Annotated in this window: 27 protein-coding genes; 9 read left to right on the forward strand and 18 right to left on the reverse strand. The window is 46.1% G+C overall.

What is annotated here, in order from left to right; all coding sequences use genetic code 11:
* Window positions 1-122: 122 nt before the first annotated feature.
* Entirely contained in the window at window positions 123-791 is a 669-nt protein-coding gene (locus tag M1E03_RS13515) for a YkyA family protein (protein ID WP_020451243.1), read from the reverse strand.
* 257 nt (window positions 792-1,048) lie between these two features.
* Between M1E03_RS13515 and M1E03_RS13520 the strand changes: the two genes are divergently transcribed.
* Entirely contained in the window at window positions 1,049-1,180 is a 132-nt protein-coding gene (locus M1E03_RS13520) for a YjcZ family sporulation protein (protein ID WP_003181399.1), read from the forward strand.
* 120 nt (window positions 1,181-1,300) lie between these two features.
* On the forward strand, window positions 1,301-1,855 hold the full coding sequence (gene def, locus M1E03_RS13525; RefSeq protein WP_025811364.1) for a peptide deformylase: 555 nt from the start codon (window positions 1,301-1,303) through the stop codon (window positions 1,853-1,855).
* A 37-nt stretch (window positions 1,856-1,892) separates the two neighbouring features.
* Here the strand turns inward: def and M1E03_RS13530 are convergent, their stop codons facing one another.
* A complete protein-coding gene (locus M1E03_RS13530; protein ID WP_026579777.1) occupies window positions 1,893-2,669 on the reverse strand; it encodes a Cof-type HAD-IIB family hydrolase in 777 nt (258 codons plus the stop codon).
* 398 nt (window positions 2,670-3,067) lie between these two features.
* On the opposite strand from M1E03_RS13530, the gene M1E03_RS13535 reads away from it, so the two are divergent.
* Together M1E03_RS13535 and rnjA are read left to right on the forward strand one after the other, a co-directional pair.
* Complete coding sequence (locus M1E03_RS13535; protein WP_020451240.1) at window positions 3,068-3,277, forward strand: DNA-dependent RNA polymerase subunit epsilon; 210 nt, start codon at window positions 3,068-3,070, stop codon at window positions 3,275-3,277.
* A 4-nt stretch (window positions 3,278-3,281) separates the two neighbouring features.
* Window positions 3,282-4,949 carry a ribonuclease J1 gene (gene rnjA / locus M1E03_RS13540; protein WP_020451239.1) on the forward strand — a complete coding sequence of 556 codons (1,668 nt, stop codon included), beginning with the start codon at window positions 3,282-3,284 and terminating at the stop codon, window positions 4,947-4,949.
* Between the two features lie 48 nt (window positions 4,950-4,997).
* Here the strand turns inward: rnjA and ade are convergent, their stop codons facing one another.
* The 4 genes from ade to M1E03_RS13560 all read right to left on the reverse strand — a co-directional run bounded on the left by ade (window position 4,998) and on the right by M1E03_RS13560 (window position 9,365).
* A complete protein-coding gene (gene ade, locus M1E03_RS13545) occupies window positions 4,998-6,719 on the reverse strand; it encodes an adenine deaminase (RefSeq protein ID WP_023857279.1) in 1,722 nt (573 codons plus the stop codon).
* 127 nt (window positions 6,720-6,846) lie between these two features.
* Window positions 6,847-7,509, reverse strand: a complete 663-nt coding sequence (locus tag M1E03_RS13550; protein ID WP_020451237.1) for a potassium channel family protein — start codon at window positions 7,507-7,509, stop codon at window positions 6,847-6,849.
* Window positions 7,510-7,572: 63 nt separating this feature from the next.
* Window positions 7,573-8,910 carry an ATP-binding protein gene (locus M1E03_RS13555; protein WP_020451236.1) on the reverse strand — a complete coding sequence of 446 codons (1,338 nt, stop codon included), beginning with the start codon at window positions 8,908-8,910 and terminating at the stop codon, window positions 7,573-7,575.
* A 167-nt stretch (window positions 8,911-9,077) separates the two neighbouring features.
* On the reverse strand, window positions 9,078-9,365 hold the full coding sequence (locus tag M1E03_RS13560; RefSeq protein ID WP_020451235.1) for an AbrB/MazE/SpoVT family DNA-binding domain-containing protein: 288 nt from the start codon (window positions 9,363-9,365) through the stop codon (window positions 9,078-9,080).
* 305 nt (window positions 9,366-9,670) lie between these two features.
* On the opposite strand from M1E03_RS13560, the gene mreBH reads away from it, so the two are divergent.
* The 3 genes from mreBH (at window position 9,671) to M1E03_RS13575 (ending at window position 12,205) form a co-directional block, all read left to right on the forward strand.
* Window positions 9,671-10,678: a rod-share determining protein MreBH gene (mreBH, locus tag M1E03_RS13565; protein ID WP_020451234.1), complete on the forward strand. Its 1,008-nt coding sequence runs from the start codon at window positions 9,671-9,673 to the stop codon at window positions 10,676-10,678.
* Window positions 10,679-10,751: 73 nt separating this feature from the next.
* Window positions 10,752-10,883, forward strand: a complete 132-nt coding sequence (locus M1E03_RS13570) for a protein YkpC (protein WP_003181378.1) — start codon at window positions 10,752-10,754, stop codon at window positions 10,881-10,883.
* An 89-nt stretch (window positions 10,884-10,972) separates the two neighbouring features.
* Window positions 10,973-12,205 (forward strand): aminopeptidase, encoded by a 1,233-nt coding sequence (locus M1E03_RS13575; protein ID WP_020451233.1) that lies wholly within the window; start codon window positions 10,973-10,975, stop codon window positions 12,203-12,205.
* Window positions 12,206-12,329: 124 nt separating this feature from the next.
* Here the strand turns inward: M1E03_RS13575 and M1E03_RS13580 are convergent, their stop codons facing one another.
* Window positions 12,330-12,704 (reverse strand): YybH family protein, encoded by a 375-nt coding sequence (locus M1E03_RS13580; RefSeq protein WP_020451232.1) that lies wholly within the window; start codon window positions 12,702-12,704, stop codon window positions 12,330-12,332.
* 56 nt (window positions 12,705-12,760) lie between these two features.
* On the reverse strand, window positions 12,761-14,380 hold the full coding sequence (locus M1E03_RS13585; RefSeq protein ID WP_020451231.1) for an ABC-F family ATP-binding cassette domain-containing protein: 1,620 nt from the start codon (window positions 14,378-14,380) through the stop codon (window positions 12,761-12,763).
* Window positions 14,381-14,552: 172 nt separating this feature from the next.
* Here M1E03_RS13585 and M1E03_RS13590 point away from each other — a divergent pair, with 172 nt between their 5' ends.
* A complete protein-coding gene (locus tag M1E03_RS13590; protein ID WP_020451230.1) occupies window positions 14,553-14,795 on the forward strand; it encodes a hypothetical protein in 243 nt (80 codons plus the stop codon).
* A gap of 12 nt (window positions 14,796-14,807) precedes the next feature.
* Window positions 14,808-15,077, forward strand: a complete 270-nt coding sequence (locus M1E03_RS13595; RefSeq protein WP_020451229.1) for a hypothetical protein — start codon at window positions 14,808-14,810, stop codon at window positions 15,075-15,077.
* Window positions 15,078-15,122: 45 nt separating this feature from the next.
* On the opposite strand, the gene lepB is transcribed toward M1E03_RS13595, so the two are convergent.
* The 10 genes from lepB to M1E03_RS13645 form a co-directional block, all read right to left on the reverse strand.
* Window positions 15,123-15,683 carry a signal peptidase I gene (gene lepB / locus M1E03_RS13600; protein ID WP_020451228.1) on the reverse strand — a complete coding sequence of 187 codons (561 nt, stop codon included), beginning with the start codon at window positions 15,681-15,683 and terminating at the stop codon, window positions 15,123-15,125.
* A 163-nt stretch (window positions 15,684-15,846) separates the two neighbouring features.
* Window positions 15,847-17,745 (reverse strand): PTS fructose transporter subunit IIABC, encoded by a 1,899-nt coding sequence (locus M1E03_RS13605; protein ID WP_020451227.1) that lies wholly within the window; start codon window positions 17,743-17,745, stop codon window positions 15,847-15,849.
* A gap of 13 nt (window positions 17,746-17,758) precedes the next feature.
* Window positions 17,759-18,670, reverse strand: a complete 912-nt coding sequence (gene pfkB / locus M1E03_RS13610; protein WP_026579779.1) for a 1-phosphofructokinase — start codon at window positions 18,668-18,670, stop codon at window positions 17,759-17,761.
* A complete protein-coding gene (locus tag M1E03_RS13615) occupies window positions 18,667-19,422 on the reverse strand; it encodes a DeoR/GlpR family DNA-binding transcription regulator (RefSeq protein ID WP_020451225.1) in 756 nt (251 codons plus the stop codon). Before M1E03_RS13615 ends, pfkB begins: the two co-directional genes overlap by 4 nt.
* Window positions 19,423-19,687: 265 nt before the next feature.
* A complete protein-coding gene (locus M1E03_RS13620; protein WP_020451224.1) occupies window positions 19,688-20,335 on the reverse strand; it encodes a Yip1 family protein in 648 nt (215 codons plus the stop codon).
* Window positions 20,336-20,476: 141 nt separating this feature from the next.
* The gene (locus M1E03_RS13625) at window positions 20,477-21,907 is read right to left on the reverse strand and encodes an IS1182 family transposase (RefSeq protein ID WP_020451077.1); all 1,431 of its coding nucleotides are present in this window, start codon (window positions 21,905-21,907) and stop codon (window positions 20,477-20,479) included.
* Between the two features lie 222 nt (window positions 21,908-22,129).
* Window positions 22,130-23,323, reverse strand: a complete 1,194-nt coding sequence (locus tag M1E03_RS13630; RefSeq protein WP_020451223.1) for an ABC transporter permease — start codon at window positions 23,321-23,323, stop codon at window positions 22,130-22,132.
* Window positions 23,320-24,012 (reverse strand): ABC transporter ATP-binding protein, encoded by a 693-nt coding sequence (locus M1E03_RS13635; protein WP_026579780.1) that lies wholly within the window; start codon window positions 24,010-24,012, stop codon window positions 23,320-23,322. Before M1E03_RS13635 ends, M1E03_RS13630 begins: the two co-directional genes overlap by 4 nt.
* Window positions 24,009-25,145 carry an efflux RND transporter periplasmic adaptor subunit gene (locus tag M1E03_RS13640; RefSeq protein ID WP_458110471.1) on the reverse strand — a complete coding sequence of 379 codons (1,137 nt, stop codon included), beginning with the start codon at window positions 25,143-25,145 and terminating at the stop codon, window positions 24,009-24,011. The genes M1E03_RS13635 and M1E03_RS13640 overlap by 4 nt, the downstream gene beginning before the upstream one ends.
* Window positions 25,146-25,841, reverse strand: a complete 696-nt coding sequence (locus tag M1E03_RS13645) for a Yip1 family protein (RefSeq protein ID WP_020451220.1) — start codon at window positions 25,839-25,841, stop codon at window positions 25,146-25,148.
* Between the last annotated feature and the right edge of the window lie 60 nt (window positions 25,842-25,901).

The following is a 25,901-nucleotide window of genomic DNA, read 5'->3' on the forward strand; positions in this document are numbered from 1 at the left end:
GTATTCGCTTTACTGAATTTCTGTTTCAGCGCTGTTCAGACTGTTTCAAACTGTTCTAGTATAGACAGCATTCTGTATTACAATAGCAATACAGATTTTGTCGAAAAAAGAGGGCTGAATATTCAGCCCTCTTTCATCTCAAATCCCGCAGCCTTGTAAAAATCTTTTCTGGCTTTGTTGTAATCCTTTGTATACTCATTGAAATGTTTGCTTTCTTTCAGCACTTTGTCATACGATTGATTGATTTTTTTCAGCTGTGCCTCAAGGTCATCCAGTTTAAGACCTTTGTTTTTGAGCAGCTTGTACAGCTCTTTGTCAAGGCCGATTGCGTTCTGATAGGCGTCATAAAGCGAGTCGTAGGCTTTGTAGCGCTTTTCCATAAAAGAAGCAGCGTTCTCAGCTTTTTTCCTGACCTTCTGATCTTCGATTTTTTCCGCCGACGCTTTATTCGCTTCAAACTCCTGCTTTGCTTCGTCTATGCTTTCTTTCTCAGAATTCAAGTGCTTCTCGCGGTTTCCGGCTTTCTTGAGCGCTTTGTCGGAGAGCGCAGCGATTCGGTCAAAATCATCCATATTGAGCCTGATCATTTCCTCGTAAAGCTTAGATTCGGCCTTTTCCAGACTTTTAAGGGAACCCTGCTCTTGTTTAAAAGGCTCTTCCAATTCCACGATCTTCTCCAGCGAGCCGTGAAAAGACTCGACAGGATCTTTCCAGAGACAGCCTGATAGTACAAATGCTGCCGTGAAAAGAACAACGATGCCTGCTGGCACCCGCATGTTTGAAAATTTCACTTCGAACTTCCCCCAATCTCGACAAATTCCACTATAAAATGAATTCGTTTGTTTGACAACAGAAGTCTAAAGCGTATGGACAAGCCGATATCAGATCGGTATGCCGCCGCCTTCGCTTTTAGACCAAAACATTTAGGGAAAATTCCTTGAAGTTGGGCATTCGACTATACAACCGTTGGACTTTTACATAATTTATATTAGACGCCATGCCTACCAAAAAGAAAAGGCTGGCGTAAAATAACGGAGGAGGTCTTCATATGTACGGTTATTGCTGCCCTGGATACGGGTACGGCGGCGGTTATGGATACGGCTACGGCCGCACATTCGCTTTGATCGTCGTTCTCTTTATTTTGCTGATTATTGTAGGGGCCGCTTATTTAGGCTGCTAGCCCCTGATGAATCCGTCATGACCAGCCTCCTTCGGCTGGTCATTTTATCATGCACAGAGATTGCGCGAAAAGAGCAAGATCCGCTATACTTTACATAATGAATCGTTGGGAGTGAAGATGTTGATCACAATGGAAAACATTGTCCGCGACGGGCACCCCGCTTTAAGAACCGTCGCCGAAGAAGTTCAATTGCCAGCTAGCGAAGAAGAAATCAAACAGCTGAGCAACATGATCGAGTTTGTCAAAAACAGCCAGGACCCTGAAATCGCTCAAAAGTACAACCTTCGTCCTGGTGTCGGCCTAGCCGCTCCGCAAATTAATATCAATAAACGAATGATCGCAGTTCATGCCGAAAATGAAGACGGGACACTTTACAGCTATGCGCTTTTCAATCCGAAGATCGTCAGCCACTCTGTTCAAAAATGCTATTTGACAAGCGGCGAGGGCTGCCTGTCTGTCGACGAACCGATTCCCGGATATGTTCCGCGCTATGAACGGATCCGGGTCAAAGGAACGACACTTGATGGCGAAAACGTCGACATCCGCTTAAAAGGATTTCCGGCAATCGTATTCCAGCATGAAATCGATCATTTAAACGGCATTATGTTTTACGACCATATCGACAAAGAAAACCCTCTGAAACAACCCGAAAACGCAACGCCTGTCGGCAGATAATGCACATAAAAAAACGGATCAGACATGATCCGTTTTTTTATGGTTTCAAAAGCCCGAGGGCTTCTACCGCGTATTGAATGCCGTCTTCATCGACGGGCTTTGTGACAAAGTCGGCTATTTTTTTCAGCTCGGGCACAGCGTTGCCCATCGCCACTCCGGTTCCCGCAAACTCGATCATCTGCAGGTCGTTCAGACCGTCTCCAAACGCGTAAGTATCCTCTCTGTCGAACGGAAGCTTTTCAATGACTTTTTTGATTCCTTCCGCTTTCGAACCGCCAGAAGGCAGCACATCTGTGGAGCGCTCGTGCCAGCGGACGAGATCAAACTCCTGAAACCGGCTGTACCGCTCTTCCTCGTCTTGCGTACAGAACAAGAGGACCTGAAAAATGTCCCTACCTTTAAAATAGGCGCGGTCCTCTTCCGGCGGATTGACTTTTAAGCTGCCGATTCCTTCGTGGACGAACGGATGGCCGGCAGATGTAGTGCGCATCCCCTCTTCTCCCATGAAGACGAGGGGATGGCCGCAGCTGTCGGAATGCGCAAGCAGCGCTTCCAGTGACTGTTCGGCAATGGGGTTTTTATAAATGACCTCTCCTTCAAAAACGACATATTGTCCGTTATAAGAGACAAAAGAATCGATGCCCAATTCTTCAAGCACAGGCCTGACCATAAACGGCGCCCGGCCTGATGCGATGAAAACATGATGGCCGTGCGCTTTTAAATCGGAGACAGCCTGTTTCGCAGTGTCGGGAATCCGTTTATCATGATCATAAATCGTTCCGTCGATATCAAAGAAAATCAGCTTTTTATCCATGGCAGTGAATCCTTCTCCCTTAGCTAGTATGATTGATGGTTCTCCTGTACCATCATACAAAAACTGCGTACGCGAGAAAACCTTTTCACTCCAAAATCAAAACAAAATCAACATGCCAATAATATCCATGTAACAATAGACGGATTCATCATATAATAGAACTAAAGAGATACGGTAGTGACCGGACAAGTCAGAGAAAGGAGGAATCCGTATGCTACGCCGACTGCGGAAAAAATTAAAAAAACAGCTGAATGGCATGATGCGCAGAAAGTCGATTGCCTAAAAGGACCTTCACTCATGTGGAAGAGTCCTTTTTTTCTCAAGCGCTTTTCTTATGAGGCAATTTCGAATATAATAGAAAGATGAGTCTAACAATCGGCAGTTAAGGAGAGATTTGGATGATCTATAAGGTATTTTATCAAGCAAGCAATGACGAAGTACCTGTTCGTGAAAAAACAGATTCAATTTTTGTGGAAGCTCAATCTGAACGTGAAGTCAGATCTAAATTAAAACAATACAACTACAATATTGAGTTTATACAGCAAGTTGAAGACGCTTTTTTAGAATATGAAAAGCAAAGCGAAAATTTTAAAGTATTGGAGTTATGAATGAATGAAATTTGTAAAAAATGATCAAACGGCTGTATTTGCCCTTGGAGGACTTGGGGAAATCGGCAAAAACACGTACGGGGTCCAGTTTCAGGACGAGATCGTGCTCATCGATGCGGGGATTAAGTTTCCGGAAGACGAGCTCCTCGGAATCGACTATGTCATCCCCGACTACACTTATTTAGTCAAAAACGAAGAAAAAATCAAAGGTCTTTTTATTACGCACGGCCACGAAGACCATATCGGCGGAATTCCGTACCTGCTCAAACAGGTGAACATTCCCGTTTACGGCGGACAGCTCGCCATCGGCCTTCTCAGAAAGAAGCTTGAAGAGCACGGTCTGCTGCGTCAAACAAAGCTTCATATCATTGAAGAAGACGATATCGTCAAATTCAGAAAAACGTCGGTTTCTTTTTTCAGGACGACCCACAGCATTCCGGACTCATACGGGATTGTCGTAAAAACACCGCAAGGAAACATCGTACATACCGGTGACTTTAAATTCGATTTTACACCGGTAGGCGAACCTGCCAACTTGACCAAGATGGCCGAAATCGGAAAAGAAGGCGTGCTTTGCCTGCTTTCTGACAGCACCAACAGTGAAATCCCTGATTTCACGATGTCAGAGCGCAAAGTCGGAGAAAGCATTGATGATATTTTCCGAAAAGTCGAAGGCCGGATCATCTTCGCAACCTTCGCGTCAAACATCCACCGCCTGCAGCAGGTGATCGAAGCAGCTGTTGCAAACGGACGGAAGGTTGCCGTATTTGGACGAAGCATGGAGTCGGCGATTGAAATCGGCCAAACGCTCGGGTATATTAAGTGTCCGAAAAATACGTTTGTTGAAGCGAATGAAATCAATAGGCTTCCTGCCGGCAAAGTGACGATTCTTTGTACCGGAAGCCAAGGTGAACCGATGGCTGCGCTATCCCGAATTGCTAACGGCACACACCGGCAAATTTCCATCATTCCCGGGGATACGGTCGTATTTTCATCATCTCCGATCCCGGGCAATACAATCAGCGTTAGTCGCACAATTAACCAGCTTTACCGGGCGGGCGCCGATGTCATCCACGGAGCTGTGACTAACATTCATACATCAGGACATGGCGGACAGGAAGAGCAAAAGCTGATGCTCCGCCTCATCAAGCCAAAGTTTTTCATGCCGATTCACGGTGAATACAGAATGCAGAAAATGCACGTCAAACTTGCGACAGACTGCGGAATTCCTGAGGAAAACTGCTTTATTATGGACAACGGCGAAGTGCTTGCTTTGACAAGCGAAGAAGCCTCAGTCGCAGGTAAAATCCCGTCAGGCAATGTCTATATTGACGGAAGCGGCATCGGCGACATCGGGAACATCGTGCTTCGCGACCGCCGGATTCTTTCTGAAGAAGGGCTTGTCATTGTCGTTGTCAGCATCAACATGAAAGAGTTCAAAGTGTCTGCAGGACCTGACTTAATTTCCAGAGGATTTGTCTACATGAGAGAATCCGGTGATTTAATCAACGATGCCCAGGACCTGATTGCAGGACACCTTAAAAAAGTGATGGAACGCAAAACGACGCAGTGGTCTGAAATTAAGAACGAGATCACAGACACGCTCGCTCCGTTCCTCTACGAAAAAACAAAACGCCGCCCGATGATCCTTCCGATTATTATGGAAGTCTAATCGCGGCTTGAGCAAAAAAAACGGATGCACCGGTGTGCATCCGTTTTTTTATGGTTGAATCGGGATATGCCTAAACGCTTTAACATCAAACAAGCCTTCTGTCGTCATTTTAATGTCGGGGATAACAGGAAGCGCTAAAAAAGAAAGCGTCAGAAAAGGATTAAACGCTCCTGAAAATCCTGTCTCCGTTAATGCTGCATGAAGAGATTTTAAGCTTTCGTTTACCGTCTCAAGCGGTTTGTCCGACAAGAGGCCGGCAATCGGCAGAGCGACGGATTGAAGCTCCTTCCCTCCTTTTGCAATGGTGAGGCCTCCCCCGATTTCTCCGAGACGTTCAACCGCTTTTAAGATGTCTTGATCATTTGTACCGACAGCGATTAAATTGTGGGAATCATGAGAAATCGTTGTCGCGATGGCGCCTTCTTTTAGACCGAATCCCCTGACAACGCCGAGTCCGATTCCTTTAACGCCGCGATGGCGCTCAATCACTGCAATTTTCAACAGATCGCTTTCCAGATCCGGCTGAAAAAAAGCGCCGCTTTTCGGCTTGGCCAGGGACAGCTTTGTTTCAAGCTGATTGGGGATAATGTCAATGACCCTGATTTCACTCCCTTGAACGATCGGAATTTCCAGATCATCCTCATGTAAATCAGGGAGATGGACAGATTGGAGCAGAGCAGGTGCCGCTTTGCCGTCCGTCCATTCGCTTTGTTCTGCCCCGCTCCAGATCACGCCGTTGATCATCGTCTTTGAAATGCTGACGTTCTCAAAATCGCTGATGAAAAGGAGGTCTGCGTCATAACCCGGGGCAACCGCTCCCTTCGTCTTTAACCCGAAGCATTCCGCTGCATTGAGGCTGCCCATTTGATATGCGAGAAACGGGTCAAGTCCCTCTTGAATGGCAAGCTTGACCTGATGGTTAATGCTTCCTTCATCGACCAGTTCATCCAAATGCTTATCATCCGTACAGAAAAAGAAGCGTCTCGCATTTTTCTCATTAACCGCAGGCAAAACATGACGTGTATTCTTTGCCGCAGAGCCTTCTCTCAGCATGACGTACATTCCTCTTCTGACCCGTTCAAGCGCCTCTTCAGGTGTCGTGACCTCATGGTCTGTCAGCACGCCCGCCGCTCTGTAGACATTGACGAACCCGGCTGACAAGCCGGCCAGATGTCCGTCGATCCGCTTGTCCGCTTTATGGGCATCCATGAGTTTTTGCACCATATCCGGCTCTCCCGCTTCAACGGCCACATAGTCCATCACTTCCGCAAGCCCGAGCACCTCTTCGCGGCTGTAAAAAGGATGTAAATCCGCAGCGTTCAAAACCGCACCCGATTTTTCAAATGGTGCCGCAGGCACACAAGAAGGGAGCATAAAACGAATGTTCAGCCTTGTCATCTTAGCCTGCTCCAACATGAACTCAAGACCCCTCACTCCTGAGACATTCGCGATTTCATGGGGATCGGTGACAACGGTTGTTACACCGTGGGGAATCACCGCTTTGGCAAATTCGGGCGGCGTCACCATTGAAGACTCAATGTGGACATGACCGTCGATAAAGCCGGGAACGATCATTTGTCCTTCTGCGTCAATGGTATTCTCCCCCTCATAATCGCCCAAACCGACGATGGCCCCGTCTGTGATAGCTATGTCTGTCTTCAACCATTCCTGATTAAAAACATCCATGATCTTTCCGTTTTTAATTACAGTATCCGCTTTTTTGCGATGACTGGCGGCGCCAAGCCGGTGAATGAACATCTCATTGTCCAAAGATATATGTCCCCTCTCATTTTTATATGGATATGGTTCAATATCGTAGCCGAATCGTTTGAAACAGTCAATGAAAAGATCAAAAAAACCGCGGGCTGTGGGGTTCCCGCGGCTGATCGATGGCATTTTAATGTTGAAAAACTTTTTTTTCAAATCTCTCAATGTCAGGATTTGAGCCGATGACGATTAAAATATCGTCTTTTTGAATCTCTTCGGTGGCAAGCGGAGATACGATGACTTCTTTCCCCCGCTTGATCGCGACAATATTAATTCCGTATCTGGCCCGGATATCAAGGTCAAGCAGCGTATTTCCGGCCAGTTTGCCGTTCGCTGCGATTTCGACAAGGCTGTGTTCATCAGAAAGTTCAAGATAATCAAGCACATTGTTGGAGACGATGTTGTGGGCGATTCTTTTTCCCATTTCACGCTCCGGATGAACGATCCGGTCCGCCCCGATTTTGGATAATACTTTTTCGTGATAATCGTTTTGAGCTTTGACGGTAATCATTTTCACACCAAGCTCTTTCAAAATCAGCGTTGTCAAAATGCTCGCTTGAATGTTCTCCCCGATCGCTACAATGACGTGGTCAAAATTGCGCAGTCCAAGGTTTTTCAGCACTGATTCGTCTGTAGTGTCTCCTATCACAGCATGTGATGCAATTTTGGCGTATTCGTTTACGCGATCTTCATCTCTGTCGATCGCCATTACCTCAAGCCCTTCTTCACTCAATGCTTTACAAATGCTGCCGCCGAACCGGCCGAGTCCAATTACTGCAAATTCTTTTTTCATCGGTAATTCCTCCATGGGTCAATCTGAACAAATTCTATCATATGAAGTGGAATTTTTCCTCTTTTATTTTATCGTTGCGCGGCTGCAGCATCCTTGCTGAATATCGTTCTCTTCGGATGCCGCCCCTTTGTCGATCGGAAGCAGGATGTGGAATGTGCTTCCCTCGCCCAATTCGCTGTCGATTTTCATTTCTCCGTTGTGAGCGCCGATAATATTCAGGCAAATCGTCAGCCCAAGACCCGTCCCTTCTTCTTTCGTTGAGAAGAAAGGCTCCCCGAGCTTTGCCAAATCGGCTTGGGAAATGCCTCCCCCTTCGTCTTTGATGCTGATTTTCACATAGTCACCTTCAACCTCCGAGGAGATCGTGATTTTTCCGCCGTCAGGCATCGCTTCTATCCCGTTTTTTATTAAATTGATGAATACCTGTTTGATTTGATTTTCATCGCCGTTTATTTCCCACTCCTCCCCGTGCTGAAACGCTTTTTCGATCTTAATGTGGGAAAGCACGGCGTTGGTCTCAAGAAGCGTTGCCACCTGCTGAAGAACCGAATTGATGTTGATCTTTTTAAATTGAACCTGGTGCGGTTTGGCCAGTACAAGCAGTTCGCCGAGCACGGAATCGATTCGTTTAATCTCTGAGAAAATAATGTCAAAGTAATCTTTCCGGTCGGGATATTCCGCTTTCATCAGCTGCAAAAATCCGTTTACCGATGTCAGCGGGTTCCTGACTTCGTGAGCGATTCCCGCGGCGAGCTGCCCGGCCATCGCCAGCTTCTGAGACTGCATAGCCAGCCGCTGATTCGACTTGAACAATTCCATCTCCGCTTTTTTCCGTTCCGTCACATCAGTCAGCGTCCCCAAGCTGCTCGTAAATTGACCGTTTTTATAATAAAGTTTATAGTGAACTTCGCCCCAGAACTTGCTTCCGTCTTTGCGATGGTAGAGCACCTCGATCCTGCCTTCAGGCTCCTTGTTCTTCAGCTGGGCGATCAGGTGATTCGAGATCCGTTCTTCATGGTCAAAGTAATCGTTGTACATCGTTCCAAGACTCTCTTCAACACTGTATCCGGTCAACGTTGTCCACGCCTGATTCAAAAATGTAATGTATCCTATCCGGTCCGTCTGAAAGACGATTTCCTGAAGGTTATCCATGATGCGGTTGGTTTCTGAAGAAAGCTCTTTATATTTCTTTTCGCTTTCCTTCAGTTTATAGACAAGCTGATTGGACTCATCGATATAAAGCGTGAGCCACCAAACGCTGATTAATGTCACCAGTGTAAACAGCAGATCAACCGTCCAATTGATTTTATTTCCCAACACCCCATAGAATAAAAAATTCCAAAACATGATAAAAGTCATTGCCAGCACGGTTGCAATGATTCGTCCTTGATATCTTTTCATACCCCCACCTGCCACTTGTATTTCTCAGTCAATTGTAACATTCTTTACACCACATTTGAGAGGATTGTTCGAAGTATTTATCGTCTCTATGGCTGAATTTTTCAGTGACGGCGGTTTTATCTTCTGCCGACGCAAGAAAAAGCCCTTCTGATGAAGGGCTTCAAATCTTATGCTTTCACTTCGTTTAAGGCAGCTTTTATTTCTTCCAAAAGCAATTCGGCCCCCTCAGGACTCAGCGTAATTTTCCCGTTTCCGTACTCGCGGTTTTCAGAAGTGATTTCACCGGTCATTAGGCACACACCGTGCGGTTTATATTTTTTCAGGACAATTTTATCTTGGTCGACAAAGAATTCGATGCTGTCCTTGATCGAAATATCCAAAGCTCTTCTCAATTCAATCGGCATCACGATCCGGCCGAGTTCGTCTACTTTTCTCACAACTCCAATTGCTTTCAAAACTTTCGCCTACTTCCTCTTTTGTTTCTATTTTTCTAAGATATTGTCTTAGCATAACGATAGACGAACGAAGACTGAAAAAGGTTTCCCTTATTGAACGTTTCTTTGACAAAAATTCGGTCATAAAAATGAATATTTTTCTCATCATGTCAATATGAGGACAGCATTTTACAGATTGGTTTCAAACTCGTCACAAACCCCCAAAAATCGCCGATCATTTGAGAAAATTTAAATGAAATTCATTTTTTCAGCACGAAGAAAATTTCGTTTTTCGGAAAAATTTTAAATAGAGATTGGGTGAAAACATGTTTCAAACAACCGAGATCGGAATTGATCTAGGCACAGCTAACATATTGGTTTACAGCAAAAACAAAGGAATCATTTTAAATGAGCCTTCCGTTGTCGCCGTGGATACGGAAACAAAGAGCGTATTGGCGGTCGGAACAGAAGCCAAAAACATGATCGGAAAGACACCGGGAAAAATCGTCGCGGTCAGACCGATGAAAGACGGAGTCATCGCCGATTATGACATGACGACAGACCTCTTGAAGCAGATTATGAAAAAAGCCGGAAAGAACATCGGCTTTACTTTCAGAAAGCCGAGCGTCGTCGTCTGCACGCCATCCGGTTCAACCGCGGTTGAACGGCGTGCGATCAGCGATGCTGTCAAAAACTGCGGAGCCAAGCAAGTCCATTTGATTGAGGAGCCTGTCGCTGCCGCCATCGGCGCAGACCTGCCTGTCGATGAACCTGTCGCAAACGTTGTCGTCGATATCGGCGGCGGCACGACAGAAGTGGCGATCATTTCATTCGGAGGCGTAGTCTCATGCCACTCGATCCGGATCGGCGGCGACCAGCTTGATGAAGACATCGTGTCATTCGTCAGAAAAAAATACAACCTGCTGATCGGTGAACGGACGGCCGAAGAAGTCAAGATTGAGATCGGCTACGCATTGATTGACCATGAGACGAAAACGATGGAAGTCAGAGGGCGCGACCTTGTCACAGGCCTGCCGAAAACGATTACCCTGGAATCAATAGAGATTCAGAAGGCGATGCGCGAATCGCTCCTTCATATTATCGAAGCCATCAGAGCGACGCTTGAAGACTGTCCTCCCGAGCTGAGCGGAGACATTGTCGACCGGGGCGTGATTTTAACCGGAGGAGGCGCGCTATTGAACGGCATCAAAGAATGGCTATCACAGGAAATCGTTGTGCCCGTGCATGTTGCTGCAAATCCGCTCGAGTCTGTCGCCATCGGAACGGGCCGCTCTCTTGAAGTGATCGATAAATTGCAAAAAGCGGCTAAATAATTTTTGTTTTCGCGTCTTTTTTCCCTGCTTCTTTCATATCGTGAGGAATGGAGAAACGATAAGGAGGAAGAACATGCTTAGAGATATGGGAAGACGCCTGGCCATCACCGTTATTTTAAGCGGTATTATTCTCGGGGGGATGAGCATCTCCCTTGCAAACATGCCAAGCTCGCCCCCCGGCCAAACGGCCAAAATCAACCGTTAAAAAAGATGCAGCCTTACCGGGCTGCGTCTTTTTTTCTTTTCAATCAAATATTTGATATGATGTTATGGACAATAAAGGAGGTTTTGCCAATGAATTCGTTTACTGATAAACTGAGCAAATATGCGAAGCTTGTAGCCGAAGTCGGTGTAAACGTTCAAAAAGGACAGAAAGTCGTTATCAACGCGTCAACAGAAGTACGCGATTTTGCACGGCTCCTCGTCAAAAGCGCCTATCAAAGAGGGGCAAAAAACGTAACGGTCCGCTGGCAGGATGATGAGGTGACAAGGCTGAAATATGAGCTGGCCCCAGCGGAAGCCTTTGAAGAATTCCCTGAGTGGGAAGCGAAAGGTCTGGAGACGCTCGCTAAGGAAGGCGCCGCTTTTATTTCCATTGTCTCTTCAAGCCCTGATCTTTTGAAAGGCATCGATTCCAAAAAAATCGCGGCCCAGCAAAAAGCCGCCGGAAAGGCGATGCATACATACAGGCAAATGATTCAATCGGATAAAGTCAGCTGGACTGTCGTCGCAGCACCTTCACCGGCCTGGGCCAAAAAAGTATTCCCTGACGCAGATGAAAAGACAGCGATGCAAAAGCTGTGGAATGAGATCTTCAAAACGACCCGCGTCGACCGTGAAGATCCTGTCCAGGCGTGGAAAGACCACGATCAAACTTTGCGCGATAAAGTAAGCGTCTTAAACGACAAGCATTACCAAGCCCTTCATTACCAAGCAAAAGGAACAGATTTGACGATCGAGCTTCCTGAGAAGCACCTGTGGGTCGGCGCCGGAAGCACTAACGAAAACGGCATCGAGTTCATGGCCAATATGCCGACAGAAGAAGTATTCACCGCTCCGAAAAAAGACGGAGTGAACGGCACTGTTTCAAGCACAAAGCCGTTAAGCTACGGCGGCAATCTGATCGACGGCTTTCAGCTGACATTTGAAAACGGACGGATCACCGATGTCAAAGCTGAACAAGGTGAAGAGATTTTAAAAGAGCTGATCGAAACGGATGAGGGTTCACACTACTTAGGCGAAATTGCGCTCGTTGCCCACGATTCGCCGATTTCCAAGTCCAATATTCTGTTTTACAACACGCTGTTTGACGAAAACGCCTCAAACCACCTCGCAATCGGCAGTGCGTACGCATTCAACATCGAAGGCGGAAAGCAGATGTCGCGCGAAGAGCTGGCGAAAGAAGGATTAAACGAAAGCATTACACATGTTGACTTCATGATCGGTTCAGGAGAAATGAATATAGACGGAATCACAGCAGACGGAAAAAGAGAGCCGATTTTCAGAAACGGCAACTGGGCGATCTAAAGCCTTCCGCACAAAAGGACCTCAGAAGTTTTCTGAGGTCCTTTTATATCATTTCCGCATGCTGCCAGCCTTTCTAACTTCCGTACATAGATGGAGCTATAAAGCCGTCCAATGCCCTGCCTCCTCATGATTTGGGCAAACTGCTTAAATGTTCATGCTTCAGCTTCCAGCTTCCTGACTCGTCCTTTACAAATACGTTTGTCGCACGGCCTGCCCCTTGAACCGGTTCACCCCTAAAAAACCCTTTCCATTCGTATGTATAAAGACAGACGGCCTGTTCGTCCGTTTCCGTGATCCAACTGATATGACTGGCGCTGTATACTTCGTTTTCGATTTGCTTCCAGGCGTTTTCAAAATAACGCTGAATTTCCTTAACGCCCGAGCACGTTTCATCCGAGAACCAGTACACAGCGTCGGGATGAAGGAGCTTTTTGACATTCTCAAACTCATGTGTGTTTGTTGCTTGAATATATTGCTCAAGAGCCTTGCGGCATGACACGGCAACCATCTCCCTTTTTATAAAAAAACCCGCTTTTTAAGGCGGGTTTTCTATCATTACGCGTAAAGTTCAGCAAGCTTGTCCTGAACCGCTTTGTCTTCCAAAAATTCATCATAGCTCATCTGTTTATCGACGATTCCGTTTGGCGTGATTTCGATGATCCGGTTGGCAATTGTTTGGACAAACTGATGGTCATGAGATGTAAACAGCATAGCGCCTTTAAAGCTGATTAAACCGTTATTCAGCGCTGTAATGGATTCGAGATCCAAATGGTTGGTCGGCTCATCAAGCATCAGCACATTGGCGCCGGACAGCATCATTTTGGACAGCATGCAGCGGACTTTCTCTCCCCCTGACAAAACGCTTGCTTTTTTCAGCACTTCTTCCCCGGAGAACAGCATCCGGCCCAAAAATCCGCGCAGGAAGCTTTCGCTTTGGTCATGCGGCGAAAATTGGCGGAGCCAGTCGACAAGGTTTAAATCGCTGTTTTCAAAATACTCGCTGTTGTCTTTCGGGAAAAACGCCTGGGATGTTGTGACGCCCCATTTAAACGATCCGCTGTCAGGCTCCATTTCCCCGGCAAGGATTTTAAAGAGCACAGTAGCGGCAAGCTCATTCCGGCCTGTAAAGGCGATTTTATCTTCTTTATTCATCATAAAGCTGACCGAGTCAAGCACCTTGACACCGTCAATCGTTTTCGACAGGTCTGTGACAACAAGCACATCGTTTCCAATTTCGCGTTCAGGTGTGAAATGTACGTACGGATACTTGCGCGATGACGGCTTAATATCGTCAAGCGTAATTTTTTCAAGCAGTTTTTTTCTTGATGTCGCCTGCTTCGATTTTGAGGCGTTGGCGCTGAATCTGGCAACGAACTCCTGGAGCTGTTTGATCTGCTCTTCTTTTTTCTTATTGGCTTCCTGATTCATTTTAAGCGCAAGCTGGCTTGATTCATACCAGAAATCATAGTTTCCGACATAAATTTGAATTTTGTTAAAATCCAGGTCGGCGATATGCGTACATACTTTATTCAAAAAGTGGCGGTCATGCGATACGACGATAACCGTATTCTCAAAATTGATTAAAAACTCTTCAAGCCACTGGATCGCCTGAATATCCAAGTGGTTGGTCGGCTCATCGAGAAGAAGGACGTCAGGCTTTCCGAACAGGGCCTGTGCAAGGAGGACCTTCACCTTTTCGGAACCGCCCAAATCCGCCATTTTCTTCGTATGCAGTTCTTCAGCAATGCCGAGGCCTTTTAACAAAATCGCAGCTTCCCCTTCGGCTTCCCAGCCGTTCAGCTCGGCGAATTCGCCCTCAAGCTCTGCGGCGCGGATTCCGTCTTCATCTGAAAAATCGGGTTTCATGTAAATCGCGTCTTTTTCCTGCATGACTTCATAAAGGCGTTTATGCCCCATGATCACGACTTTCAGCACTTCATGCTCTTCATACTCAAAGTGGTTCTGCTTCAGGACGGCAAGGCGTTCGCCCGGGCTCATATGAACCTCGCCCGTCTGAGGCTCGATTTCACCTGATAATATTTTCAAAAAAGTGGACTTTCCGGCGCCGTTTGCTCCGATCAATCCGTAGCAGTTACCCGGCGTAAACTTAATATTTACATCTTCAAACAGCTTCCGGTCCGCAAACCGCAAGCTGACATTTTGAACAGCTATCATTTAAAATCCTCCATCTATACTTCATTAAAAAGAGTATAACACGAAAATTCCGCAAGAGAAATGCTTTGCTTTTTTACGATAAAGTTTTAAAGAAAAATATATCAAAAAAACACTTGTTCACACTTTCTTTGTGACAATATGTTACAATTATTGAAGAATGGGGGAAGGAATAATGAAATTAAAAGATGATCCTGATATCATCAGGTGGATCAATTCAAGGCCGCGCCAAGCGCTTTTCGTGTCAGTGGCCATGGTGATTTCTACGATGTCTATCGGGCTTTTCAAAGGGTTTGATATGTGGACCTCGGACTTTTTGATATTTTCCTGTCTGCTGATCGGCTTCGGCCTCCTTGTGGGATGGCTGCAAAAGATATATTATAAAAAGGTGATATTTGAAGAAAACTCGGATCGTTAGACGGAGGAAGACATGAAGCTTATCACTTTGACGGAATACTGCATGTTTATTTTTTTCGCAGGGGTTTATCTTGCCGTAACCGGCTTTACAGCACGGGATGTGGGCCTTTACATCGGGATTGCCATGATTTACGTGTTCGTTCATATCGCGGCGAAACGAATGCTGTCAAAAAGGGGAAAAGAAGCCGCGGAAATCAGAATCTTATACAGCGTTCTTCTGATTATGGCCTCTGTGTTCGTTACCGTACTGTTTATCGCAGTACTGGCATCATTATCCGCATAAATCAAGCAAAAATGCCTGATTGTCCAAATGGACATCAGGCATTTTTCAGTCTGTTTTTCGGATTTCGTTGAACGGGAAAAACACAAATTGTGAAGTCCCGGCCACTCGTTTTTTATCGATCAGTCCGAGTCCGTTCCGGCTGTCCATCGATCTCTGGCGATTGTCTCCCATCACGAAATACTTGCCTTCCGGAACCTTCACAGGGCCGAAATCGCCCGTCAGTTTGACGCCGACTGCTTCCGCCTCTTTTCTGTTTTCCGAAAGATACGGCTCAGACACCTTTTTCCCGTTTATGTACAGCGTGTCGTCTTTCATTTGCACGGTATCTCCCGGCAGGCCGATCAAGCGCTTCACATAATGGACATTTTTTTCATCGCCGTCGATAATGACGATATCTCCCCGCTTAAATTCGCCTACGTATTTAACCGTTTTATAGACGAACAGCCGCTCTCCGTCGTGCAGCGTCGGATCCATTGATGTACCTTCGACTAAATACGGTTCGAATAAAAATGCCCTGATCAATAACGCCAGAACGACTGCGATAATAATGGCTTTTACCCATTCAAAGAGAGAGTTTTTATTTTGGGTGGATTTTTCTTCAGTCAAAACGCTTCCTCCTAAAAACAGTCTGTCACAGCATACATGCAAAATAAAGCTTTCCTATACTTTATCACAAGTTCCTGCCGAATACATAATTCCCGCGTTCACTTCCGGCAAAAACGGTAAAAAAGAAAGTGCCACACAGGGATTACTGTGGCACTTTCAGCACTTATTTTTCAGTTGGAACCGGCTTTTTCAAGATGCCGAGAATGAGAGCCGTCACAACCGCACCAATCAAGATACTGAGGAGATACAGCAGCGCATGGTTCGTCGTAAAGAAGAGAACGAATATTCCGCCATGCGGCGCTTGCAGTGTGACATGGAAAAATTGAGACAAACCTCCGGCAACTGCTGATCCGATGATAGAAGCAGGAATGACGCGCGCCGGATCGGCTGCCGCAAAAGGAATCGCACCTTCAGTAATAAATGACAAGCCCATCACGTAGTTGGTAATTCCGGCTTCGCGATCCCGTTTTGAAAATTTATTTTTAAAGAAAGTCGTTGCAAGGGCAATTCCAAGCGGAGGCACCATACCGCCCGCCATGATCGCTGCGTGAGGTCCAAAGTTTCCAGCTTCAATCATCGCGATACCAAATGTGAAGGCCGCTTTGTTGATCGGACCACCCATATCAATCGCCATCATACCGCCTAAAACAATACCCATTACAACAAGGTTTCCTGTTCCAAGACCTTCAAGCCAATGTGTCATGCCATCCATAATATACTTGACAGGCGTATTGACAACATAATGCATGATGATTCCGGTCAAGAATATTCCAAACAACGGATAAAGAAGGACAGGTTTTAATCCGTCAAGCACTTGCGGCAGACCAGCGAACACTTTTTTCAATAGGACAACAATATAACCAGCCAAGAAACCGGCAATCAGTCCGCCTAAGAAACCGGCGCCGGCTTGCGTCGCCATGAAACCTCCGACCATACCAGGCGCAAACCCCGGACGATCCGCGATGCTCATCGCGATAAATCCTGCCAATACAGCGACAATTAATCCAAGTGCTTGAGTTCCGCCTATAGTATTTAATACAGCTGCAAACTCATTATAAGTGGGATCTCCCGGTTTGGTCGCGTTAATTCCCCAGAAGAATGAAACCGCAACTAAGATCCCGCCCCCGACGACGAATGGCAGCATGTTGCTGACACCGCTCATCAAGTGTTTGTAGAAACCGCCGCCTTTTCCTTTGGCAGCTCCGTCTTCAGAAGCAGATGCAGATGCACCGCCGCCTTTACCCTGATAGATAGGCGCGTCTTGTTTCAGCGCCTGCTCAATCAGCTCTTTCGGACGTCTGATTCCTGCTGTTACAGGTACTTCAATGACATGTTTGCCTTGAAAGCGATCCATTTCAACCTGCTTATCGGCGGCGACGATAATCGCAACCGCATCTTCGATTTCCTGCGCTGTCAGACCATTTTTAATACCGCTTGAACCGTTCGTTTCAACTTTGATATCAACGCCGAGCTCTTTCGCCTTTTCTTTCAAAGCATCGGCAGCCATGAACGTGTGGGCGATCCCTGTCGGACATGCTGTAACCGCAAGGATTTTTCCTTTTGCTGATGGTGCAGATGCTTCTTCGGCCTGCTCTTCTTCTTCATCATCTTTATCATGCTGATTGATGATGTCGATGATTTCGTCTTCGGATGAAGCTTCAAGCAGCTGTTTGCGAATCTCTTCCCTCATAAGCAAAGTCGACAGTCTTGACAATGCTTCCAAGTGAGTGTTATTCGCGCCGTCTGTAGCAGCGATCATGAAAACGAGATGGCTTGGCTGGCCGTCAAGGGATTCATAATCGACGCCGTCTTTTGAACGGCCGAACGCGATCGCAGGCTCTTTAACGCTTGCCGTTTTCGCATGAGGGATGGCGATGCCTTCGCCGATACCGGTGGAACTTTGTTTCTCACGGTTGATCACAGCTTCTTTGTAGCCTTCTTTATCATTCAACTTGCCCGCCTGATCCAAAACGCTGACGAGTTCTTCGATAACGTTTTCTTTCTGGCTGCTCTCAAGGTTTAACTTGATCGTATGCTTCGTTAGTAGCTCTGTTATTTTCATAACCTTTCCTCCTTTAAATCGCTTTGACTTGAACTTCCGGAAGCAGCTTGTGAACGAGCTCTTCCGCTCCCAGCTCCTCTGAAAAGGCGGTTGCGCTTCCTGACGCGACACCTAAGCGAAAAGCTTCTTTGGTGTCGAGCTGTTTTTCAATGCCTGCGAGAAAGCCTGCAACCACTGAATCTCCGGCGCCGACTGAGTTCACGAGCTTTCCTTTAGGTACGTTGGCATGGTAGACGCCGTCTTTTGTAAATAAAAGTGCGCCTTCCCCAGCCATGGAAACGATCGCGTTTTCGGCCCCGCGTTCAACGAGTTTCTTACCATAAGGCACCGCTTCTTCCGCTGAAGTGATGGTTGTCCCAAACATTTCACCGAGCTCGTGATGATTCGGTTTCATTAAAAGCGGCTTCATTTCTGCTGCTTTTAGGAGTGCCTCACCCGAAATATCAACGACAACCCGGACATTTTGCTCTTCACACTTTTCTGCAATCTTTTCATAGGTGTCCTGCGGCAATGAAGAAGGAATGCTGCCAGCCAATACGACAATGTCCCCTTCTTTCATCGCTGAAAACTGGTCTAAAAAGGCCGCGAAATCTTCTTGGCTGATGACGGGCCCCTGCCCGTTGATTTCCGTCTCATCCCCGGTCTTCAATTTGACATTGATGCGCGTGTCTCCATTCACCTCATGAAAAGCTGTTTCAAGCTTCTCTTCTTCGAGAAATGATTTGATGTACCCCCCGGTAAAACCGCCGATAAAACCGAGAACTTTAGAAGGTACATGGTGTCTGTTCAGTACGCGTGAGACATTGATTCCTTTGCCTCCGGGATATTTCGTGTCATAGACTGAACGATTCAGCCCGCCTACGGAAAATTCTTCAACGTGAACAATATAGTCGACCGATGGGTTGAGAGTTACAGTGTATATCATGTTTTCACTACCTTTACGACAGTTTTTTCTTGATAGTTATCAAATGAATGTTTTGCAGATCCTGCTGTAATGATAGTTGCTTCGTCTAAACCGGCAAAGGCAGAAAATGAAATTTCCCCAAACTTGGAAACGTCAGCTAAAATAAATGCTTTTTTCGCCTGGTTGACAGCTTTTGTTTTCAAAAGCGCTTCTTCAGGATCCGGAGTCGTAAATCCCGCTTCTTTATGAATGCCATTGACGCCGATGAAGCTTTTGTCAAACCGGTATTGGCTGATGGCTGATAAAGCCGAACCGCCCACGATTGCTCCGGTTTTATACTTCACATACCCGCCTAATAAATAAAAAGTAATGCCTTTTTTACCTAATGCCTCAATGTGCATGACTCCATTTGTGACCACGATAATATCCATCTCCGGATCGATAAAATCGATCATTTGCAATGTGGTCGTTCCGGCATCAAGGTAGATACAATCGCCTTCTTCAAGAAGTGAGGCCGCTTCTTGAGCGATTTTTCTCTTTTCATGAAGGTTTTTGGATGATTTCTCTAGCATGTCAGGCTCTGTACGAATATCGGAAAGCCTCGATGCCCCTCCATGAACACGCTTTAAATATCCGCGGGCTTCCAGCGTCGACAAATCTCTTCTGATCGTTGACTCAGATGCGTTCGTTAAATTCATTAAGTACTGGATTTTCACGACATCATGCTTTTCAATCTCGTCAATAATCAACTGATGCCGTTCGGGAGTCAACACATTATCACCCCTTTTGGAAACGCCTTCATTTAGCTTACAATTACATTGTAAACGCTTTTTCGACATAACTCAACAAAAATCTTTCAAATTCATTCAATAACCATCAAAATCTTTCACATTTTAACATATTATCGTGATATGTACCGTTTGTAAACTGTATAAACTATAAAAATCCGCAAAAATATGTGACATTATTATTATCTATTCCTTCAAACACCATTCAGAAAAACCTCATGCTCGCCGCATGAGGTTTTACAATAATGCATCAGCCTAATGAACGTTCTAAAAATACTTGCCATAAGCCTAATAAATAAGACAACATCAGCATCATAATAAATATGACGAAAACACCGATCCAAGCCGCCCGCTTTGAAGCGCCCGCTGCTTTTTGCAGTCCTACCGCCACCAGCACATATGCCCAGATTGTAAAAACATCAAACATCTCCAGGACGCTCAGAAGAGGCTCCTCGGCCGGAATATATCCATCAAGAGATGAGAACGAAAACGCGATCTCAGAATTCGAAGCATAATACACCAAACCGATGATGACGTCTCTGATAACAGGTACAAATGTGGCAAAGACAGACAGAGACACCATGCAGGCAAAATTGGTGTTTCCGCCGCCTATTTTAGCAATCAGCCACAATACTAAAGCGCTGAGCACGAAGAATATGACAGACTGAAAAACATTACGGGCGGCCTCTAGTCCAGGATCTATATCCAAACCAAGAAACTCACTTAGTTCCCAACAAACAAGATAAACGGAAAAGGCGGATAACGCCAGCACGATGATCATCGGCAGCCAAATTGCGGGCCTTTCTCTCATTCTTTCAAACTGACGGACAGGGCTCGTGATGATACCGAACAGTGACGGTTTTTTTACTTGAGTTGCTGTTTCTATATTGGCTTCCACTCTAAAATTCCTCCTGTAATACCTCTTTCATAACATAATGATCAATTTTTCAGCACTTTTAAGTCTATCATTAATGTAAGAAGTGTATTTTTAAATTTAGTTTAATTTTCGCATACAAAAAAACCGCCTCTAAAGGCGGTTTCAGACTGTTGACAAAATAGGTCGGATTTTTATAATCCGACCTATTTTTGTCCAATTTATTCTGTTTTTTCGATGAGAATGCTGGCGAATTGGACTTTTCCAAGTCCAATTCGCCAGCTTTTTGAGATTCATGGCAGTGAAAACAAGCATCGCCTGCATGGACAATTTTTTCTTACCCCGTAGGGTTGTCCAGCGCAGGCCATGCTTGTGTTTTAAATCCGCAAAAACCCGTTCGATCGTTTCTTTGCGTTTGGCGTAGATTCGCCTATTCTCATCCGTGTAGCGAAGATGGTCGGCTTCATCCAAATGATCCTGCCAGAGATGCCTGTGAATCATCTTTCGATGATTTCGACTTTCCGTACATTGCTTCAAAAAAGAACAGTGTTCACATCGGTTTGGATCTGATGCATAAATCCGATAGCCTTCACGGTTGGTTGTGCGATATGTCAGAACATGATCGTCAGGGCAAATATAAGCATCGTAATATTCATCGTATACATATTCATGTTTTCTCATGAACCCTTTTTTAGTTTGTGGTCGGGTGTAGGGCATGACGGGATGGACATTTTGATCACTTAGAAATTTTGCGATAAACGGCGTTTTATATCCGGCATCAACTGCGACCGTATGAGGCTTGGCGACGTGCTCTTTCACCTGTTGAAACAGGGTCGTGAACACTTGGCTGTCATGAATATTGGCAGGCTCAACAACCGTCCCCAGCACAAATCCATTCCGGTCACAAGCTGTATGAAAACCATAAGCAAAAAGACGTTCCCGTTCACCTTTTACAAAATAACCGCTCTCAGGATCTGTCGTACTTTCTTTTATTTCCCGTTCTTCTGAGCATTGCCTGGGCTTTAAGGGCTTTTTGCCGTTGGCTTCGCGATCGGCATTAATTTCTCGATCTAATTGTTCCTGATAAGCTCTTGTTTCTTTTCTCACAATCTTCTTCACAAACTTTTTCTTATTCGCATTGGCTTTGACATGGGTTCCATCGATAAAGGCGACCGACGGGTCGACAAGACCGAGATCCATGGCCTGACGCAAGATTTTATAGAAGATTGTTTCAAATAGGTCCGTATCATGAAAACGGCGCTCATAGTTTTTACTGAAGGTTGAAAAATGAGGGATTTTTTCAGAAAATCCATATCCAATAAACCAGCGATAAGCGACATCGGTTTCGATCCGTTTAATGGTTTCGCGCATCGAGCGGTGGCCAAACACGTACTGAATCAGAACCATTTTGATCAATACAACGGGATCAATGCTTGGGCGCCCTTTTGAAGAATAAAGGGGAGCAACTTTTTCATAAATAAAAGAAAAGTCCATAGCTTCTTCTATTTTCCTGACCAGATGGTCTTCCGGGACAAGTTCACTTAAGGCAAAGACTTCAAGCTGTTCGCGCTGATCTTTAGAGTGCTTAGACAACATGGAAAAACCTCCAAAAACTAGATTTCACTCACATTTTAACAAAAAAAGCTTGTCGATCAAGCCACTTTTTGTGGCTTTGTCGACAAGCTGAAACCGCCTCTAAAGGCGGTTTCAGCGTGTCGACAAACTCTCGCATTTGTTGTCAGGCCTGCTAAGTCGATGCTCATGAGTAGGAGCGGGTGTTTCAAAGTGACGCTTATCGGCTGACGGCTATATGCCGCTTTACTCATACCTCAATGCATCAATCGGATGAAGGCGGGCCGCTTTATTGGCCGGGATGAGGCCAAAGATAACCCCGATCGCCATGCTGAACAGGACGCCTCCGAGGACCACCTGCCAGGAAACGAGCGGCGGCCAACCGGCAAAAAACGAAACTAGGGCGGCTCCGCCGTATCCGAGGCCGATGCCAAACACCCCGCCAATCAGCGTGATCAAAGACGATTCTATTAAAAATTGCATCAAAATCTGGCCTCTTGTTGCACCAAGCGATTTTCGAATCCCGATTTCCCTCGTCCGTTCCGTGACCGACACCAGCATAATATTCATGACGCCGATCCCGCCAACGAGTAAAGATATGCCTGCAATTGAGCCGATGAACATCGTCATAATTGTTGTAATCTGGCTGATCCCGGCCGCTATGGCCTCCATGTTCATCACTTCGTACGAGTCCGTGGTGCCGTGATTGTTGTTGACGGCCGCGGCAGCCTGCTTTCCGACGGCTTGCAGATGGTCGGCAGATTCAGCTTGAACGGAGACAGAGTCATAGTCGCTAATGCCGAAGGACGATTTTAACATTGAAAACGGAACATACATCTCATTCATCCCCAACGCAAGCAGCCCGGTTTCTTCTTTTAATACGCCGATGATTTCAACGGGCTGGCCATTGATCCATACGACGCGGCCGAGAGGCGACTGCTGAGAAAAAAGTTCCTCCGCAAGTTTCGGCGAAACGACGGCGACCCTGCTTCCGGCATTGTAATCCTCTTCTGAAAACTCTCTTCCCTTTTCGACTTCCATCGAGTTGATGCTGATATATCCGTCATTAATGCCGTTTACAGCGGCATCCGTTTTTTCATCCCGGAAACGGACATTCATAGACTCGGTAGTTTTCGCAACGACATGCTTCACGCCTTCGAGTGACTTTAAACTTCTGATGTCTTCTTCGGTGAAGCCGGCGTCTAAATAGGCGTTGGGATTGGACGTCAATTCTTCATTGCTGGGCTGATAATAGATTTCGACCGTGTTGCCGGGCCCGCTGATCGTCTGCTTGAGCATTTGCTCTCCTCCTTGCCCCGCTGCAACAACGACAATAACAGAGCCTACACCGATAATGATTCCGAGCATTGTTAAAATCGAGCGCAGTTTATGGGAAAGGATGGAACTTAACGCCATTCTCAAGTTTTCGATGAGATTCATTGCACCGTCCCCCTCCGCTCTGTTTCCGGCGAGACGATCACACCGTCCCTCACCATGATGATCCGGCTTGTATAATCTGCAATCTCCGGTTCGTGGGTGACGAGCACCACCGTCGTTCCTTCCTCATTCAATTCGGTGAATTGCTCCATGATGTCCCGGCTTGTTTTCGTATCGAGCGCTCCGGTCGGTTCATCGGCCAATATCAGCTTCGGTTCATTGACGATCGCTCTTGCGATGGCTACACGCTGTTTTTGGCCGCCGGAAAGCTCGTTCGGCAAATGGCGCATTCTATCCTTGAGCCCGACTTTTTCAAGCGCCCGTTCGGCCCGCTCCCGCCGCTCTTTTCTTGGAATGCCGGAGTAGATCATCGGAAGCTCCACATTCTTTATGGCATTCAGTCTCGGCAGAAGCTGAAACTGCTGAAAAACAAAACCGATTAAACGGTTTCTGACGCCGGCAAGCTCCCTTTCACCATATGATGAAATATCCTCGCCGTCCAGCCTGTAAATACCCGATGTCGGGCGGTCAAGACAGCCGATAATGTTCATGATTGTCGATTTTCCAGAACCGGAAGGCCCCATGATGGACAGATATTCACCCGGCTCAATTTTCATATTGATCTCCCTGAGAACATCAATGGTTTCCCCTCCGATTTGGTAGCTTTTTTTCACGTGGGAAAGCTCAATCATTGAAGCTTCACTTCCGTTCCGCTTTTCATGTCCTCGGCCGGGTTTGCGATAACCCGGTCCTTGTTCGTCAGACCGCCGGTAATTTCAACGACGCCATCTGCTTTCTCGCCGGTTTTGACATTGATCCTTTTCGCCTTTCCGTCTCTGACGGCATACACGTATGATTGATCATCATCCTGCTTGACGGCATCTTCAGGAAGAGCCTGAATGGTTCTTTTGTCCGTCTGGATTTTGAGAATCATATTGAAGCCGGGCTTTGCTTTAGGACGCTCCCCTTTTATTTTGACTTCAAACGGATATTGAACAGCTTGTTCCTTTCCTCCCGCAACACCTGCAGACGCCTCTTCTTCGGGAACCAATCCGACTTGAGAGATTCTGCCCCGCCACTCTTTATTTTGGATGACATCCGACGTGATGGTCACGTTCTGTCCCTTTTTCACTTTCAATGTGTCATACTCTGACAGCACACCTTTAACGACAAGCTTGTCCTCGTTACCTATATGTATAACCGGCTTTTGAATATCCGATTGCTTTAAGGCAGCTTGTTTATCAGCGGTGATCACTGTCCCGTCAATGCCGCTTTTCACTTGCAGCGCTGCTGATTTTTTCGCGAGCGTTTCCTTTTGCAGGTCGGCTTGTTTCAGCTCAAGCTGAAGCGATTTTTCTTCCATTTCAAGCTGGGACCGTTCGTCATCCATTTGCCTTTTGGCTTTTTCCGCACCCAGCTCAGCCTTCAGCTCGTCTTCCTTGCTTTTTAGGCTGCTGATTTTTCGCTTTACCTGTTCAAGCTGGAGTTCCTTCGATTGAATGGATAACGCATTCTGTTCTTTTTCCAGGCGAATTTCTTCGTTCGTATAGGTGAAAAGCACATCTCCTTTTTTCACCTTGTCGCCTTCTTTTACTTTGACGTCGGCAATTTTCCCTTTTTCTGGTTCAAAATATTCGTATTGTTCGTTGGCAAACTTTAGGGTGCCCGGAACCATGACTTCAGAAGAAATCTCTCTCTCTTCCAATTTGACGGTTTGGACCGCTGTTTCAGCCCCTCCGCCCGTTTGCACCGAGCGGTAGAGGTTGAGTCCGATAAAAAGCGCAGCAGCCCCAACAATGATAATGCCGATCCATATTTTTTTCATTTACATTGCTCCTTCAAATGTATCGAAGAAATTCCTCGCGATTCCGCCTGTTAAAGCGAGCAAAATGGAGATCACAAATAAAATGATCACACCGGTCCAAGCCGCTTTTTTGGAGATGCCCCCAACCTTTTGGAGACCCAGTGCAACCAGTGCGAGCGACCAGATGGTGAAAATATCAAATACACCTAATACCGATTTGAGCGGCTCGTCTGCCGGGATGATGCTGCTTAAAGACGTGATGGCGATCGTGGGATCAATATTTGAATAATAGATCACAAGCCCGCCTATGAATTGCCCGATAGCCGCAATAAAATATGTAAAAACAGACAGCGAAAACATGTGAACAAAATTGGTTGTTCCTCTTCCGATTTTGACAATCAGCCAATAGATTAAAGCGCTGATCAGCAAGGCAATCACAAAGCCGATGATCCCGCCGATGATCCCGCCGATGATCCCGATTCTCTTCATAGTGGCTTCAAATGTTTCATCATCTCCCGGCATTTCCGACAAATCGGTAGATAACACCGTTTTTTCGCTGAGCATATACGCGCCGGTAACCGACAATAATAAAACAATAACAAGCGGAAACCAGACAGCCGGCTTTTCTCTCATTCTCTCAAACTGTTCTCCGGGATGGGTAATCAATCCGAACAATGACGGATTTTTTACTTTTTCAGTTTCTAAATGCGTTTCCATATGTATCCCCCTTAAAAAATGAATTACCAGTTTATACGCAGAATCATCTAAAATGTTTCA

It is taken from the genome of Bacillus sp. PK6-013 (assembly GCF_054161445.1).

Excerpts from the sequence above, each read along its gene's own strand:
- M1E03_RS13520 (WP_003181399.1), top strand. The coding sequence starts at position 1,049 with ATGTACGGTTATTGCTGCCCTGGATACGGGTACGGCGGCGGTTATGGA.
- M1E03_RS13530 (WP_026579777.1), bottom strand. The coding sequence starts at position 2,669 with ATGGATAAAAAGCTGATTTTCTTTGATATCGACGGAACGATTTATGAT.
- M1E03_RS13535 (WP_020451240.1), top strand. The coding sequence starts at position 3,068 with ATGATCTATAAGGTATTTTATCAAGCAAGCAATGACGAAGTACCTGTT.
- rnjA (WP_020451239.1), top strand. The coding sequence starts at position 3,282 with ATGAAATTTGTAAAAAATGATCAAACGGCTGTATTTGCCCTTGGAGGA.
- M1E03_RS13550 (WP_020451237.1), bottom strand. The coding sequence starts at position 7,509 with ATGAAAAAAGAATTTGCAGTAATTGGACTCGGCCGGTTCGGCGGCAGC.
- M1E03_RS13555 (WP_020451236.1), bottom strand. The coding sequence starts at position 8,910 with ATGAAAAGATATCAAGGACGAATCATTGCAACCGTGCTGGCAATGACT.
- mreBH (WP_020451234.1), top strand. The coding sequence starts at position 9,671 with ATGTTTCAAACAACCGAGATCGGAATTGATCTAGGCACAGCTAACATA.
- M1E03_RS13570 (WP_003181378.1), top strand. The coding sequence starts at position 10,752 with ATGCTTAGAGATATGGGAAGACGCCTGGCCATCACCGTTATTTTAAGC.
- M1E03_RS13575 (WP_020451233.1), top strand. The coding sequence starts at position 10,973 with ATGAATTCGTTTACTGATAAACTGAGCAAATATGCGAAGCTTGTAGCC.
- M1E03_RS13585 (WP_020451231.1), bottom strand. The coding sequence starts at position 14,380 with ATGATAGCTGTTCAAAATGTCAGCTTGCGGTTTGCGGACCGGAAGCTG.
- M1E03_RS13590 (WP_020451230.1), top strand. The coding sequence starts at position 14,553 with ATGAAATTAAAAGATGATCCTGATATCATCAGGTGGATCAATTCAAGG.
- M1E03_RS13595 (WP_020451229.1), top strand. The coding sequence starts at position 14,808 with ATGAAGCTTATCACTTTGACGGAATACTGCATGTTTATTTTTTTCGCA.
- M1E03_RS13605 (WP_020451227.1), bottom strand. The coding sequence starts at position 17,745 with ATGAAAATAACAGAGCTACTAACGAAGCATACGATCAAGTTAAACCTT.
- pfkB (WP_026579779.1), bottom strand. The coding sequence starts at position 18,670 with ATGATATACACTGTAACTCTCAACCCATCGGTCGACTATATTGTTCAC.
- M1E03_RS13625 (WP_020451077.1), bottom strand. The coding sequence starts at position 21,907 with ATGTTGTCTAAGCACTCTAAAGATCAGCGCGAACAGCTTGAAGTCTTT.
- M1E03_RS13630 (WP_020451223.1), bottom strand. The coding sequence starts at position 23,323 with ATGAATCTCATCGAAAACTTGAGAATGGCGTTAAGTTCCATCCTTTCC.
- M1E03_RS13635 (WP_026579780.1), bottom strand. The coding sequence starts at position 24,012 with ATGATTGAGCTTTCCCACGTGAAAAAAAGCTACCAAATCGGAGGGGAA.
- M1E03_RS13640 (WP_458110471.1), bottom strand. The coding sequence starts at position 25,145 with ATGAAAAAAATATGGATCGGCATTATCATTGTTGGGGCTGCTGCGCTT.
- M1E03_RS13645 (WP_020451220.1), bottom strand. The coding sequence starts at position 25,841 with ATGGAAACGCATTTAGAAACTGAAAAAGTAAAAAATCCGTCATTGTTC.